A 15,134-nucleotide genomic window follows, 5' to 3' on the forward strand; every position below is an offset into this window, starting at 1 on the left:
GCTTTGCCAGGCGAACCGCGGGCCGCTCGATGAGCGAGCCCGGCAAGAACGGCGAGGAGCAAGGCATCCGCGACCTCATGGGCCTGCTCGCCCTGCCTGCGCTCTGGGCCGGCCGCGACAGCGAGACGGTACTGCGCCTGACCGTCGAGGCGGTGGAGCGCCTGGCCCTGGTCCAGCTCGTCTGCGTGCAGCTGAACATCGTCGAGAATCCGGAGTTCGAGGGATTGCTGCGGGTCGGCGGGAACTATCTGTCGTCCGGCGAATACCAGGCCTGGCAGGCCTATACCGAAGACTGGCAGAACGCCCGCATGCCCGACGGGCGCGCCTACGACGCCAGCACGCCGCTCGGGCCGATGCGCCTGGTGCACCTGAGCATGGGCTACGGTAGCCACGGCGGGAAGATCTGGTTCGGCTCCGGCGACCCGGACTTTCCCTCGGTCACCCAGCTGGCGATCATGCGCGCGGCCGCCTCGCTGGCGCTCACCGGCGTGCAGGCCGCACGGGCCAACTACGAACGCGAGCAGGCCAGCCGCGCCAAGGACGAATTCCTCGCCATGCTCGGCCACGAACTGCGCAATCCGCTGGCCCCGATCGTCATGGCGCTGGAGCTGCTGAAGCTGCGCCACAAGGAGGGGCTGCCGCGCGAATGCCAGATCATCGACCGCCAGGCCAAGCACCTGTCGCGGCTGGTCGACGACCTGCTCGACGTCACCCGCATGACCCGCGGCAGGCTGGAGCTGAAGAAGGAACCGGCCGAGCTGACCGCGTTGCTGACCCGCGCCATCGAGGACACCAGCGGCCTGCTCCAGGAACGCAATCACCGGTTGACCACCGAACTGCCGGACGCCCAGGTCTGGGTGTTCGGCGATCCCACCCGGCTGGTGCAGGTGTTCTCCAACCTGCTGAGCAACGCCGCCAAGTACACCGATCCCGGCGGCCGGATCCAGGTGCGCATGACAGTCGAGGACGGCCAGGTGGCGGTCGCCGTGCAGGACAACGGCTCGGGCATCAGCCCGCAGCTGTTCCCGCGGTTGTTCCAGATCTTCGAGCAGGGCGTGGCGACCATCGACCGCGCCAAGGGCGGCCTCGGCATCGGCCTGGCGCTGGTCAAGACCTTCGTCGAGTTGCACGAAGGCCGCGTCGCCGCCCACAGCGAGGGCGTCGGGCGCGGATCAGTGTTCACCGTCACCCTGCCCGTCCTCGAGCCGGCCGACGCACTGGCGCAGCCCGTCGCACCGGCGCCCCGGCCCCGCTCGGTTGCGCCCAGGCGCGTGCTGGTCGTCGACGACAACCTCGACGCGCTGGCCAGCATGCGCGAATACCTGCGCCAGCGCGGCCACGACGTCGAGGCCTCCAGCGATCCGCTGGACGCCCTGCGCCTCGCCGAGCGCTTTCGCCCGCAGGTCGCCGTGCTCGACATCGGCCTGCCGGTGATGGATGGCTACGAGCTGGCGCGGACACTGCGCACGCGGTTCGCGCCGGATGCGCTGCGCCTGGTGGGGCTCACCGGCTACGGGCAGCTCAAGGACCTGCAGCAGTCGCGCGCCGCCGGCTTCGACGTGCACCTGGTCAAGCCGGTGCCGCTCGACCGCCTCGACGCCGCGCTGGAAGGCACGCTGCCGAGCCGCCACGACCCGATCTCGACTGGCCCGTGAAGGCTCACCCGGCGCGCGCCATGCAGCGCTTGCGGCGCTCGTCCACCCGGTTGGCGAACCAGGCGGTGGTCAGCTTGCGGGTGATCTTCGGGCTCTTGAGCGTGATCCCCGGCAGCACGGCCCGTGGCAGCGCCCTGCCGGCGCGCGTTTCGGCCAGATCGAAGACCCGCCGGTAGACCTCGGTTTCCTCGAAATCCAGGCGGTCGCCGCGCTCCAGCGCACGGCGGATCTGCCGATCGTCCAGCTTCAGCCGCGAGGCGAGCGAACGCACCGCATGCTCCGTGGCGCCCGCCTGCGTCGAGCCGTGGATGATCAGGTCGCCGTCCAGTGCCAGGTCGATGCCCGAGGCGCGGCTCACCGCGGCCTGGAAGGCGGCATTGCGGCTGGCGTACCAGCCGGCGTTGAAGTCCGCGTAGCGGTAGATCGGCCGGTCGTAGTGCGCCGGGTAGCCGAGCAGGTGGGCGATGCCGAAGAACATGCCGCCACGGCGGCTGAACACCTCGTCGCGCACGCTTTGCCCGATCGGCCAGGGATAGAGCCGGGCGTTCTCGCGGGCGAAGTCGATGCTCACCTGCATCGGCCCGCCGGTGCGCACCGGGTTGAGGCTGCCGAACAATTGCCTGCCGAGCGGCAGCACGCCGATCAGGTCCTCGTAGATGTCGCTGAGCTGCTGCTCCGTGCGCACCGCGGCCAGCCGCTCGCTGTAGCTCTGGCCAGTGGGCGACTCCAGGCCGAGGGCGGTGCGCACCACGAACTGCGGGATGTGCAGGCTGGCGGCGCGGCGGTCGATCTCCGCGCGGGCGATGCGGCCCAAGCCCGGTACCGACGGGGTGGCCTGGAAGGTCGATTCCTGCTCGGTCACCGCCAGCACGGAGCAGAGGTTTTCGGTACTCGGCTCGATGTCCAGCGCCTCGAAGGACGCCTGGATGTCGCGCGCCCAGCCCTCGCGGTCGCGCACGCTGCCCGGCATCAGCCGGACGATCTGCGCGCGCACCTCGGCGGGCTCGGGCGCCGCCGGGCGCGGCTCGCGCAGGCCGCAGCCGGCGAGCAGCAGCACGGCCGCCGCCAGTAACCCATGACGCAGCAACGAGGAGCCGCCGGCGGCTCCCGACCAGGCGGATGAATGGCTAGCCACTCAGGCCCTCGATCACCACCGCCTTGTCCAGCAGCTCGGCCTCGCTGCCGAAGCCGCTGCGGATACACAGCTCGCCGGCCAGCACCGCGCCGCCCACCTGGCCGTTCCAGGGCCGCGGCGAAGGCATGAAGCCGATCTCGACCTCGTGCACCAGCCCCACGCCGTCGAAACCGCCGTCGGAAGACTCCACGAGCACCTGGTGCTCCGGCGGGAAGGATTTGAGCACCTCGATCAACTCGGCAATCGTCATGGTTGCATTCCTTTTCGGGCCCTTTCCTGGCGGCCGAACGCAATGCGCCGGCCCTAGGGTCTGTTGCCGTTTCATCGCGAGCCGCGTTGCCGCGTCAAATGGCGCCAGGCCGGGCGGCGATCTGCCAGGCGTGGGACGCAGGCAATGGTGATCCCTTGCCAAGTCCGCAACGCCGCATGGCGCCATTTGCCGCGCAACCAAAAAGCAGGCTCCGGCGCGGCCGCGTACGAATGGCAACAGACCCTATGGATGGACCCGGCGCCCGCGCGGGAGTTCGCCGCCGCTCCGGGCGTCGCCGCGCCCTTCGATCCTGTTGCCTACGGCACCTGCGCCGAGCGTATGATCGTGCCACGGCCGCCCGGACAGTGCCGGCCACTCATAAGAACGAGCCGCATGACAGCGGCCGCCACGAAGACATGGCAGTGGAGAGCCAGCTTGGGATCATTCAGGCCGCCGCACCCCGTTCCGCTGCGCAGGCGCCTGTTGGCCATCGCGCTGGCGAGCATCGCTCCGCTGGCCGTGACCGCGGGGTTCGCACTCTCACAGATCACCCAGCATCAGACCGAGCAGGCCCGCGAGCGGAGCCTGGAGGCGACGCGCATGGCGGCCAATGCCATCGAGCTCGAGCTCGGCCGTTCGCTCAACGTGCTGCAGGCGCTGGCCGAATCGACGCTGCTCGACAACGGCGACATCGCCCACTATGAAAGCCAGCTGCGCCGAGTCCTGCCGCTGGTCCCCGATTGGCGGGCGGTCATCGTCAACACCCCGGATGGACGCGTCATCGCGCACGTTCCGCACGAAGCGCCGGAGGGGCTGGGCAGGATGCCCGAGGCCCAGAGCTTCGAACTGCTGCTGCAGAGCCAGCTGCCGGTGATCGGCCAGCTCGCGCGCGGGCCAGGCGGACGCTGGGGCGTGCCCCTGCACGCGCCGGTGCTGCGCGATGGAAGGCTTAAGCTTGTGATCACCGCCGTGCTCGAGCCCGAGGCGGTGCTCCAGGCGATCACCATGCGCGGCCAGCCGCCGGGCTGGATGACCACCGTGCTCGACGCCAACGGCATCCGCGTCGCCCGCACCGGCGGGCACAGCGCCACGCTGGGTGGCCCGGCGTCGCCGAGCCTGGCCTCCCTGCTCGCCGAGAATCCCTTTCCCGAAGGCACCGGCCTGACCGAGACCCTCGAAGGCGAGTCGATGCACACTGCCTTCGTGCGCTTGCCCGAAGCCGGCTGGGCGGTCGTCACCGGCATTCCCACCGCCGAGGTGGAAGAAAGCGCCCGGCAGGCGTTCATCACCTATGGCGGCGGGCTGTTGCTGTCGCTGCTGCTGGCGCTGTCGGCCGCACTGTTCGCCGCGCGCCGCATCAACCGGCCGATGCGCCAGCTGACGCGCGCGGCGCGGGCGATCGGGCAGAAGCAGGTGCCGCAGCCGCCGGTCAGCGACATCGTCGAGGTCCAGGAAGTCGGCAACGCCCTGGTGGCCGCCGCCGAGGCCCGGCAGCACAGCGAGCACGAACGCGATGCGCTGCTCACCCGCCTGCAGGCGACCCGCCTGGAACTCAAGGAACAGGTGGACGACCTGCAGCTGTTGCAGACCCTGAGCCAGCGCCTGCTGCAGCTGCCGACCCTGCGCGAGCAGCTGGGCGCCCTTCTCGAGGCGCTGTGCAACTTCCACCATGCCAGCCACGGCACCGTGACCCTGAGCTTCGACGGCGGCCCGTTGGAACTCCACGCCAGCCGCGGCTACGCCGATGACGCCTTCGCCGATTTCGGCCCGGAGGTCGTCCCCTCTGGCACCACGAGCCGCTCGATGCGTTCGGGCGGGCGCATCGTGATCCGCGACGTGGAAACCGACCCCGATTTCGCGCCTTTTCTGGCGCTGGCGCGCCGGGTCGGCTTTCGCGCCGTGCACACCACGCCGGTGCTGGACCCCAACGGCGCCGTCATGGGCTCGATCTCGGTGCAGATAGTCTCGCCGCGCGAGCCCTCGATGCGAGAAGTCCGCATGGCCGACCTGTGCGCCGGAATGGCCTCGGTATTCATCGAGCGCGCCCGCGCCCAGGAAGAGGCCGGCCGCTCGGCCCAGCGCCTGCGCGTGGCGCTGGACTCCTCGACCATGCCGTTCGTGATCCTGCAGCCGATCCGCGCCGGCGACGGCCAGTTGGTCGACTTCCGCATGGAGTTCGTCAACGAGGCCGGGGCCCATGCGCTCGGGCGCAGCGTCGGCGAACTGCTCGGCGAGCCCCTGCGCAACATCGTCGCCGGCTGGGAACGGGACGCGGTGTTCGCCTGCTGCGTCGAGGTGGTCGAGCGACGCGAGACGCAGGAGCTGGAATGGCAGGCGCAGCGCCACAGCTGCGAGTGCTGGTTCCACATCGTCGTCAACCCGTTCCAGAGCGGCGTCGCGCTCTGGTTCGCCAACATCACCCAGCGCAAGGAGCAGGAGCGCCAGCTCCTCGAGGCGGACAGGCGCAAGGACGCCTTCCTCGCCACCCTGGCGCACGAGCTGCGCAACCCCCTGGCGCCCATCCGCCAGGCCGCCGCGCTGGTCGGCTCGCCGGGTGCCAGCGAGGCGCAGAAGCGCTGGAGCCAGGAGGTGATCGAGCGTCAAGTGCGGCACATGGCGCTGCTGCTCGACGACCTGCTGGACGTCTCGCGCATCACCCACGACAAGATCGTCCTGCGCCGCCAGCCGGTGCCGCTCGCCGACGCCATCGAGGGGGCGATGCAGACCACCCGCACGCTGCTCGACGCCAAGGGCCACCGACTGTACTACCGTCCGCCGACCCGCTCGTTGCAGCTGGACGCCGATCCGCTGCGGGTCGAGCAGATCATCACCAACCTGCTCACCAACGCCGCCAAGTACACGCCCGACGGTGGCGAGATCAGCATCGAGGTGGCCTTCGAGCGCAACCAGGCGCACGTCACCGTGGCCGACAACGGCATCGGCATCGCCCCCGAGAACCTGGAGTCGGTGTTCAGCATGTTCGCCCAGATCCCCTCGCCGGACGGCCAGGCGGCCAGCGGCCTGGGCATCGGCCTGGCGCTGGCGCGCGGACTGGCCCGGCTGCACGGCGGCGACCTGCGGGTCAGCAGCGAGGGGCTCGGGCACGGCAGCCGCTTCACCGTCACCCTGCCGCTGGCCAAGCGCCTCGCCGTGCCGCGCTCCGAGCCCGCGGCGCCCACCCTGCGCCACGTGCGGCGCAAGGTGCTGGTGGCCGACGACAACCATGACATCGCCGAAACCATGGCCGAGCTGCTGCGCATGGAAGGGCACGAGGTGTGCACCGCCTTCGACGGTCGCCAGGCGCTGGACGCGTACCAGCGCTTCCGTCCGGACGTGGCGCTGCTCGACATCGGCATGCCGGGGCTGCGCGGCGACGAGGTGGCGGCCGCCATCCGGTCGCTGCCCGGCGGCCACGACGTGCTGCTGGTGGCCTTCACCGGCTGGGGGCAGGCGCTCGACCGGGAACGTGCCCTCTCCTCGGGCTTCGACCGCCACCTGACCAAGCCGGCGAACATCGACGAGGTCTACGCGCTCATCGCCGAAGCGCCGGACCGCATGCCCGACAGCGCCTGAGCGGAGTGGCCGCCCGTTGATGCCAGGCATCGTTCAGACGCCGATCGCAGGCAGGCCCTGCGCCTGTAGGAGCAAGCTCTGCTTGCGACCTCGTTGCCGCAGGCCCGCAAAGCGGATGGGGACAAAAGCCATCTGCATCTGCCCTCACCCCAGCCCTCTCCCGGTGGGAGAGGGAGTGGTCTGGCGGTGTTGGCCGCGGCACCGTGCCCGGCTTGTTCGCGAGCAAGCTCGCTCCTACCAGGAGTACGCGGCACGGCCGCCCTGCAATGTGTGCGGTCTCGACCGCGATCTCGCCCAAGGCGCCGATCGCAGGCAGGCCCTGCGCCTGTAGGAGCAAGCTCTGCTTGCGACCTCGTTGCCGCAGGCCCGCAAAGCGGATGGGGACAAAAGCCATCTGCATCTGCCCTCACCCCAGCCCTCTCCCGGAGGGAGAGGGAGTGGCCTGGCGGTGTCGGCCGCGGCACCGTGCCCGGCTTGTTCGCGAGCAAGCTCGCTCCTACAAGGAGTACGCGGCACGGCCGCCCCTGCAATGTGTGCGGTCTCGACCGCGATTCGCCCAAGGCCCCGATCGCAGGCAAGCCCTACGCCTGTAGGAGCAAGCTCTGCTTGCGACCTCGTTGCCGCAGGCCCGCAAAGCGGATGGGGGTGACATGAGCCATGTGCATCTGCCCTCACTACCACCAAGAGGCCTAGCCCGGCCTCGGCTGAGATGTCGCCGCGAGGGTGCGCAATCCACAAGGATGTGGTGAATGCCGCAAGCCCGTCGGGAACGGGCGGGCCTCCCACAGGGGTCCGGTGCAGCACCGCCTGCTCTTGTGGGAGGCCCGCCCCCGGGGCGATCGGCCTTGTGTGGACGCGGTGCCCTTCCCTTCTCCCCCGGGAGAAGGTGGCCGCAGGCCGGATGAGGGCCGCCGTCGCCTTCAGGCCACTTCCGCCCGGTACCGCCGGCGCAGTTCGCGGGCGGCGGCGACCATGTTGGCCAACGCCGCCTCGGTTTCCGGCCATGCGCGGGTCTTCAGGCCGCAGTCCGGGTTCACCCACAGCCGCTCCGCCGGGATGTGTTCCACCGCCCGTTCCAGCAGGGCGATCATCTCCTCCGGCGCCGGCACCCGCGGCGAGTGGATGTCGTAGACACCGGGGCCGATGTCGTTGGGATAACGGAAGGCCCGGAAGGCGTCGAGCAGCTCCATCTGCGAGCGCGAGGTCTCGATGGTGATGACGTCCGCATCCATGGCCGCGATCGCCTCGATCACCTCGTTGAATTCGCTGTAGCACATGTGCGTGTGGATCTGCGTTTCCGGCGCGGCGCCGGCGCTGCACAGGCGGAAGGCCTCGACCGCCCAGCGCAGGTAGTGCTCACGCGCGGCCCGGCGCAGCGGCAGGCCCTCGCGGAAGGCCGCCTCGTCGATCTGGATGATCGCCACGCCCGCCGCTTCGAGGTCGCGTACCTCGTCGCGGATCGCCAGCGCCAGCTGCCGCGCCTGGGTCTCGGCGCTGACGTCCTCGCGCGGGAAGGACCACATCAGCATGGTCACCGGCCCGGTCAGCATGCCCTTGACCGGCTTGGCGGTCTGCCGCTGGGCATGGCCGATCCAGTCCACTGTCATCGGCGCCGGGCGGCTCAGGTCGCCGACGATGATCGCCGGCTTGACGCACCGCGAGCCGTAGCTCTGCACCCAGCCGAAGCGGGTGAAGGCGTAGCCGTCGAGCTGTTCGGCGAAGTACTCGACCATGTCGTTGCGCTCCGCCTCGCCGTGCACCAGCACGTCCAGCCCGAGTTGCTCCTGCACGCGGATCGCGTGGTCGATCTCCGCACGGATGGTCTCGACGTAGGCCTGCGGCGACAACTGCCCCTGGCGCAGGGCCGCACGCGCCCGGCGGATGTCGCCGGTCTGCGGGAAGGAGCCGATGGTGGTGGTGGGGAACGCCGGCAGTTGCAGCCGCGCGCGCTGGCGGGCGATGCGTTCGGCGAACGGCAGACTGCGCCGGGTATCCTCCTCGCGGATGGCGGCGATGCGCGCCTGCACGGCCGGTTTGTGGATGCGCGCCGAATCGGCGCGGGCACGCAGCGCCGCGCCGCTTTGCGCCAGCGCCTCGCGCACCGCCGGCGCATCCGGTTCGCGAATGGCGCGGGCCAGCAGCGCCACCTCGCGGCACTTCTGCACGGCGAAGGCCAGCCCCTGCTTCAGCTCGGGGTCCAGGCGGTCCTCGGCGTCGAGGTCGACCGGGCTGTGCAGCAGCGAGCAGGACGGCGCGATCCACAGCCGCTCGCCCAGCCGCGCCGCCGCCTCGCCTGCCACCGCCAGCGCCCGCTCGAGGTCGCAGCGCCAGACGTTGCGCCCGTTGACCAGCCCCAGCGACAGCACCTTGTAGGCAGGCAGCCGGTCGAGAATCGCCGGGAACTGCTCCGGCGCGCGCACCAGGTCGATGTGCAGGCCGTCCACCGGCAGCCCGGCGGCCAGCCCGAGGTTGTCGTCCAGCCCGCCGAAATAGGTGGCGACCAGCTTCTTCAGCGGCGCCCGGTTGAGCAGGTTGTAGGCCCGCTCGAAGGCGTTCTTCCAGGCCTGCGGCAGGTCCAGCGCGAGGATCGGCTCGTCGATCTGCACCCACTCGACGCCGAGCGCCGCCAAGCGCTCGAGCACCTCGCCGAACACCGGCAGCAGGCGGTCGAGCAGCTCCAGCCTGTCGAAGGCCACGCCCCGCGCCTTGCCGAGCCAGAGGTAGGTCAACGGGCCGATCAGCACCGGCTTCACCCGGTGGCCAAGCGCCTGGGCTTCCTGCACCTCTTCGAACAGCTGCGTCCAGGAAAGACTGAAGGCCTGGTCCGCGGCGAACTCGGGGACCAGGTAGTGGTAGTTGGTATCGAACCATTTGGTCAGCTCGCTGGCCGCGCCGCCGGCCGAGCCATGCCCGTCGCAGCAGGCGTGGGTCACGCCGCGGGCCATGGCGAACAGGGTGTCGAGCGTCGGCTGCGCCCCGGCGGACGCGAAGCGCGGCGGGATGACGCCGAACATCAACGAGTGGGTCAGCACCTGGTCGTACCAGGCGAAATCCCCCACGGGGAGCAGGTCCAGGCCCGCGTCGCGCTGCAGCCGCCAGTGCTCGGCACGCAGCTCGCTGCCCACCTGACGCAGGCCGGCCTCGTCGAGCCGGCCACCCCAGTAGGCCTCGAGCGCCTTCTTCAGTTCGCGGTCACGGCCGATACGGGGAAACCCCAGGGAATGTGCCAACGCCATCATCGAATCTCCATGTTCGTTTTCGAATGGCAGGCATTGTTCCGGGCGCCACAGATTTAGAAAAACTCATTTTATTCGTCATGAACTTTCGAATTATTCATGAAGCCCAGCGGCGCTGACGGTCTCTAAATCTCTGTGCCCCGGAAAAAGGACCACCCATGACGGCCGATCGTGATCCGCAAACGCTCGAAGAACTCCTGCAGCGCCTGGAGAAGGCCGGCAAAGATCGCCAGCCCGTTACCATCGGGCAGATGCTCGAAGCTGCCGGGCAACGCAGCTTCGGCGTCATCCTGCTGATCCCGGGCCTGCTGGTGCTCTCGCCGCTGTCGGGCATCCCGGGGCTGCCGAGCGTGTTCGCGGTGATGGTGGTGCTGATCGCCGGCCAGCTGCTGATCGGGCGGCAGCACTTCTGGCTGCCGCAGTGGCTGCTCAAGCGCAGCGCATCGCGAGATAAATTCAACAAGGCGCTGGCCTTTCTCCATAAGATCGCGCGCGTGGTGGACCGCCTGCTGCGCCGTCGCCTGACCTTCCTCAACAGCGGCATCGCGATACGGCTGAACGCCGTGCTGTGCATCCTGATCGCCAGCACCATGCCCCCGCTGGAGCTGGTGCCCTTCGGCAACTCGACGGCCGGCGCGGCCCTGAGCGTGCTCGGGCTGGGGCTGATGGCGCGCGACGGGGTGATGACGCTGGTCGCCGTGGGCTTCTTCGCGCTGCTGGTGTTCTTCGTCGGCCGGGTGATCCTGCTCTAGCCGGCGGTCCGCTATCGACAGCGGCGGACGGCTGCGCGACACTCCGGGCACTTGAGCGATGCTCATGCCACCGTCCACTCGCGCGACGCCTCCCACGGCGTCGGCACTGCTGCCAAGGGAAGCCCGGCATGCTGGAGATCCGCCATCTCAAGACCCTGCACGCCCTGCGCGAGACCGATAGCCTGGTCGAAGCGGCCGAGCGCCTGCACCTGACCCAGTCGGCCCTGTCGCACCAGTTCAAGGAATTGGAGGAGCGCCTCGGCCTGCAGCTGTTCGTGCGCAAGACCAAGCCGGTGCGCTTCACCAGCGCCGGCCTGCGCCTGCTGCAACTGGCCGACACGGTGATCCCGCAGCTGCGCAGCGCCGAGCGCGACCTGGCGCGACTGGCCGGCGGCACCGCCGGACGCCTGCACATGGCCATCGAGTGCCACAGCTGCTTCCAGTGGCTGATGCCGACCATCGACCAGTTCCGCGATGCCTGGCCGGAGGTCGAGCTCGACCTGGCCTCGGGCTTTTCCTTCGCGCCGCTGCCGGCCCTGGCACGCGGCGACCTGGACCTGGTGGTGACCTCCGACCCGATCGAACTGCCCGGCATCACCTACGTACCGCTGTTCACCTACGAGGCGCTGCTGGCGGTGGCCAACCAGCATCCGCTGGCGAGCCGCCCCTACATCCGCCCGGAGGACCTGGAGCGCGAGACCCTGATCACCTACCCGGTGGAACGCGACCGCCTGGACATCTTCAACCACTTCCTCGAACCGGCCGACGTCGAGCCGGCGCAGGTACGCACCTCCGAACTGACGGTAATGATGATGCAGCTGGTGGCGTCCGGCCGCGGGGTGTGCAGCCTGCCGAACTGGGCGCTGCACGAGTACAGCGCGCGCGGCTACGTGACGGCGCGCCGCCTCGGCGAAAAGGGCCTGTACGCGACGCTCTATGCGGCGATCCGCAGCGACATGCTGGATGCACCCTTCATGCGCGACTTCCTGCTGACCGCCAAGGACACCTCCTTCGCCACCCTCGAAGGCGTCAGCGCGGTGCGTGCCCGCTAGCGGCGATTCAGCTCCCGCCACAGATACAGGCCCGCCACACCGACCGCCAGTGCCCCGGCGGCGAGCTTGAGCCCCTGCGACTCGTGCGCGTGGCGCCAGCCGCCGTCGATGCGGCGCTGGCCGCCGGGCGGATGGAACAGGTTGCCGGACGAGGTGGGCGCGCGCTCGGCACGTCCGAGCGCGGCCCCGACGATCAGCCCGTTCAGGCGGTCGAAACCCGGCGTGACGAAATGCAGCAAGCGCAGCAAGGTCGCCGCCGCGCCGACCGAGGTGGTGTGCCGCGGGTGCAGCGCCAGGCTGACCATCGCCTCCGCCACGCGGCGCGGGTCGTACACCGGCGGCGGTGGTTGCAGCGTGCGCCCGGCATAGTTGCCGCCGTCGCGAAAGCCGGGGGTGTCCATCACCGCCGGGTAGATGTCGCAGACGTGGATCCCCGGCCAGCGCGTCAGCTCGCCGCGCAGCGCCGCGGAGAAGCCGCGCAGCCCGAACTTGCTCGCCGAATAGGCCACCGCATAGGGCTGCGCCAGCCAGCTGCCGATCGACAGAGTGTTGATCAGCACGCCGGCCTTCTGCTGCTTGAAGTACGGCATCACCGCGTGGGCGCCGCGCAGGTAGCCGAGCAGGTTGGTCTGCACCACCTGCTCGTGGGCGTCGAGCGGCGTCTCGTCGAAGCTGCCCACCGCGCCGATGCCGGCATTGTTGATCCACACGTCGATGCGTCCATGGCCGAATTCGGAGGCCGCGGCGGCGAGCCGTTCGAGGGCGTCGCTCAGCGTCACGTCGGTGGGCACCGCCAGCGCTTCGGCGCCCCGCTCGCGGCACTCGCGCACCGCGTCCTCGAGGGCTTCGGCATCGCGCGCGGCCAGCACCAGGCGCGCGCCGCGCCGGGCGAAGGCATGCGCCGCGGCACGGCCGATGCCGCTCGAGGCGCCGGTTATCACCACCACTGCGCCGGCCAGTGTGCGTTCGCTCATCTCGCTCTCCTGGGTACGAAGGGACAGAGGGTCACCTGCCAGCTGACCGCCGCAGCCGCCCGTTCATTCCGGGCGGCCGCCCAATGGTCGCCCTGCGCTGCCGGAGCGCGCCCTCGCGGCGGTCAGGCAGGCCCCGCCCAAAAAAGCTCGCCCCGAGGTCGGGCCTCCCACAGCCAAGCCAAGCCCCACAGCCACACCGTACCCGTGGGAGGCCGCGCCCTCGCGGCGACAGGCAGGCGCAGCCTGCCCGGCCACCCAAAAGCTCGCCCCGAGGTCGGGCCTCCCACAGCCAAGCCAAGCCCCACAGCCACACCGTACCCGTGGGAGGCGCGCCCTCGCGGCGACAGGCAGGCGCAGCCTACCCGACCACCCAAAAGCTCGCCCCGAGGTCGGGCCTCCCACAGCCAAGCCAAGCCCGCAGCCACACCGTATCCGTGGGAGGCGCGCCCTCGCGGCGGTCAGGCAGGCCCCGCCTACCCGGCGCCCAAAAGCTTGCCCCGAGGTCGGGCCTCCTTCAGCCAAGCCCGCAGCCACACCGTACCCGTGGGAGGCCGCGCCCGTTCCCGACGGGCTTGCAGCATTCACCACATCCCTGTGGATTGTGCGCCCTCGCGGCGACAGGGCGGACCTCGGCCCAGAACACCGATCCGAAGCGGCCGGCCCAGCGTAGCGACAATAAACCGACGAACGGCGTACCCAATGACGTCTTTACGTCACATGAAGCCACTACCCTCCATTGAAAACATCAAGAGCGACCCGCACGGATTCCGAGGGTCGCCACCTTCAGCAGGGATGTGCCCATGTCCGACCAGTCCCCGGCCTGCCTGGCCTCCGAGCCCCGACCCGACGCACCGCCCGGTGCGAGCCCCTCCCTTTCCCACCCTGTCAGGCGCGTGCAGGCACGCCGCCGCGGTGGGCCCGGCTCGCCCGCTTTCCGCCCCTTGCGAGCGTGCAGCCGCGGCGGTGGCCAGCGTCCAGGACATGCGCACTCCCTTGGAACAGCCTGCCGCAGCACGCGCGACGCGTCGCAGCCGGCGCCCGAAGGGCCGGTCCTCCGGCACCTGTGAAAGGAAGTACGGCAGTAAAACCTGAACCCCTCGATGGAGAACGACATGTTCAAGTGCAAACCGCTCGCCGCCGCCATCCTCAGCGTGGTCGCCCTGCAGGCCTTCGCCGACAACACCTCCGACCAGCAGCAAACCGGCGAGCAGAACCTCGCCAGCGTGACGCAAAGCGGCGGCAGTGCCAATTCGGCGCTCCAGGTCCAGACCGGCAACTTCAACGACGCCGATGTGACGCAGACCCTCTCGGTCGGCAGCACTGCCAGCCAGACCCAGCAGGGTGAATACAACTTCGCCACCGCCGATCAGGCCGGTGCCCAGCAGAGCAGCATCGTCCAGTCGCAGCTCGGCCAGGACAACGAGGCCGTCGCCGACCAGACCGGCACCAACGCCGGCCACATCGAGCAGCAGCAGGACGGCACCGGCAACATCGCGGTGACCTCGCAGGCTTCCGTCGGCGGCACCCAGGCCTATACCGGGCAGACCGGCACCGGCAACTATGCCGAGACCCTGCAGACCTCGGTCAACGACGGCAGCGTCTTCGTCGAGCAGAGCGGCGAATACAACGACAGTACCGTCATCCAGGGCGCCGCCAGCATGGCGACCGCCGGTGTCTACCAGAGCGGCAGCGAGAACATCAGCCAGATCTATCAGGAAGGCGTGGACAATGCCGATGCGCAGGTCACCCAGGTCGGCAACGACAACTACGCCCTGATCGACCAGCACGACGGCGCCTTCCTTTCCGCCAATATCTCCTCGGAAGGCAACCGCAACGAGGGCTATGTCGACCAGACCGGCACCAACCAGTACGCCTACGTGTTCCAGGTGGGCGACGACAACGTCGGCGACATCTACCAGGCCGGCAGCGACCACATCGCCGAGATCGACCAGAACGGCACCGCCCAGTACGCGCTGATCGACCAGAGCGGCATCGACCAGAGCGCGACCCTGGTACAGCGCGGCACCGACAACGAGGCCTATGCCGTCCAGGAAGGCAGCGGCAATTCGGTCACCTTCGAACAGAACGGCACCGCCAACCTGCTGAGCACCTACCAGACCGGCAGCGGCAACAGCATCGTCGGCAGCAGCACGGGTGAGCTGAACGTGGTCGACATCACCCAGGAAGGCACCCTCAACCTCGCACAGATCGCCCAGCTGTCCGGCAGCGAGAACGAGGTGGTGCTGACCCAGGGCGGCGAAGCCAACCTGGCCGACATCACCCAGGCGGGCGTCGCCAACCAGGCGATCGTTTCGCAGATGGGCATGGGCGATACCGCCATGGTGATGCAGAGCGGCAGCGGCAATATCGCCACCGTCACGCAGAACTGAGGGCGCGAGGGCTTGCCGGCGAATACCGGCAAGCCTTTCAGATAAACGAAAAATCGACCGAATCGATCACATTTCAAAGATTCATTTACAGCGAAAAGCGGCTTTAACGGCCATGCA

The 15,134-nt window shown here is 69.6% G+C and carries 9 protein-coding genes; 5 read left to right on the top strand and 4 right to left on the bottom strand.

Features of this window, described 5'->3' with window-relative positions; translation table 11 throughout:
- Nucleotides 1–29: 29 nt before the first annotated feature.
- Complete coding sequence (locus H610_RS23860; RefSeq protein ID WP_051231728.1) at nucleotides 30–1,655, top strand: hybrid sensor histidine kinase/response regulator; 1,626 nt, start codon at nucleotides 30–32, stop codon at nucleotides 1,653–1,655.
- Nucleotides 1,656–1,659: 4 nt separating this feature from the next.
- On the opposite strand, the gene H610_RS0113155 is transcribed toward H610_RS23860, so the two are convergent.
- Both H610_RS0113155 and H610_RS0113160 read right to left on the bottom strand, forming a co-directional pair.
- Nucleotides 1,660–2,742 (bottom strand): DUF1615 domain-containing protein, encoded by a 1,083-nt coding sequence (locus H610_RS0113155; protein WP_028240107.1) that lies wholly within the window; start codon nucleotides 2,740–2,742, stop codon nucleotides 1,660–1,662.
- Nucleotides 2,743–2,782: 40 nt separating this feature from the next.
- Nucleotides 2,783–3,040, bottom strand: a complete 258-nt coding sequence (locus H610_RS0113160) for a hypothetical protein (protein WP_028240108.1) — start codon at nucleotides 3,038–3,040, stop codon at nucleotides 2,783–2,785.
- Between the two features lie 435 nt (nucleotides 3,041–3,475).
- Here H610_RS0113160 and H610_RS24580 point away from each other — a divergent pair, with 435 nt between their 5' ends.
- Nucleotides 3,476–6,613 carry an ATP-binding protein gene (locus tag H610_RS24580; protein ID WP_161630472.1) on the top strand — a complete coding sequence of 1,046 codons (3,138 nt, stop codon included), beginning with the start codon at nucleotides 3,476–3,478 and terminating at the stop codon, nucleotides 6,611–6,613.
- A gap of 920 nt (nucleotides 6,614–7,533) precedes the next feature.
- Here the strand turns inward: H610_RS24580 and metE are convergent.
- Complete coding sequence (gene metE / locus H610_RS0113175) at nucleotides 7,534–9,849, bottom strand: 5-methyltetrahydropteroyltriglutamate--homocysteine S-methyltransferase (protein WP_028240109.1); 2,316 nt, start codon at nucleotides 9,847–9,849, stop codon at nucleotides 7,534–7,536.
- 158 nt (nucleotides 9,850–10,007) lie between these two features.
- On the opposite strand from metE, the gene H610_RS0113180 reads away from it, so the two are divergent.
- Entirely contained in the window at nucleotides 10,008–10,601 is a 594-nt protein-coding gene (locus H610_RS0113180; RefSeq protein ID WP_028240110.1) for an exopolysaccharide biosynthesis protein, read from the top strand.
- 128 nt (nucleotides 10,602–10,729) lie between these two features.
- The gene (gene metR, locus H610_RS0113185) at nucleotides 10,730–11,653 is read left to right on the top strand and encodes a transcriptional regulator MetR (protein WP_028240111.1); all 924 of its coding nucleotides are present in this window, start codon (nucleotides 10,730–10,732) and stop codon (nucleotides 11,651–11,653) included.
- On the opposite strand, the gene H610_RS0113190 is transcribed toward metR, so the two are convergent.
- Entirely contained in the window at nucleotides 11,650–12,627 is a 978-nt protein-coding gene (locus H610_RS0113190; RefSeq protein ID WP_028240112.1) for an SDR family oxidoreductase, read from the bottom strand. The two genes, metR and H610_RS0113190, sit on opposite strands and share 4 nt — an antisense overlap.
- Nucleotides 12,628–13,739: 1,112 nt before the next feature.
- On the opposite strand from H610_RS0113190, the gene H610_RS0113195 reads away from it, so the two are divergent.
- Nucleotides 13,740–15,017, top strand: coding sequence for a hypothetical protein (locus tag H610_RS0113195; protein WP_028240113.1), 1,278 nt, complete (start codon nucleotides 13,740–13,742; stop codon nucleotides 15,015–15,017).
- Nucleotides 15,018–15,134: the final 117 nt, after the last annotated feature.

This window comes from Stutzerimonas azotifigens DSM 17556 (assembly GCF_000425625.1).
In the GTDB taxonomy this organism is placed as follows: Bacteria; Pseudomonadota; Gammaproteobacteria; order Pseudomonadales; family Pseudomonadaceae; genus Stutzerimonas; species Stutzerimonas azotifigens.

Coding starts and splice junctions, on each gene's coding strand:
- H610_RS23860 (WP_051231728.1), top strand. CDS start 30: ATGAGCGAGCCCGGCAAGAACGGCGAGGAGCAAGGCATCCGCGACCTC.
- H610_RS0113160 (WP_028240108.1), bottom strand. CDS start 3,040: ATGACGATTGCCGAGTTGATCGAGGTGCTCAAATCCTTCCCGCCGGAG.
- metE (WP_028240109.1), bottom strand. CDS start 9,849: ATGGCGTTGGCACATTCCCTGGGGTTTCCCCGTATCGGCCGTGACCGC.
- H610_RS0113180 (WP_028240110.1), top strand. CDS start 10,008: ATGACGGCCGATCGTGATCCGCAAACGCTCGAAGAACTCCTGCAGCGC.
- metR (WP_028240111.1), top strand. CDS start 10,730: ATGCTGGAGATCCGCCATCTCAAGACCCTGCACGCCCTGCGCGAGACC.
- H610_RS0113190 (WP_028240112.1), bottom strand. CDS start 12,627: ATGAGCGAACGCACACTGGCCGGCGCAGTGGTGGTGATAACCGGCGCC.
- H610_RS0113195 (WP_028240113.1), top strand. CDS start 13,740: ATGTTCAAGTGCAAACCGCTCGCCGCCGCCATCCTCAGCGTGGTCGCC.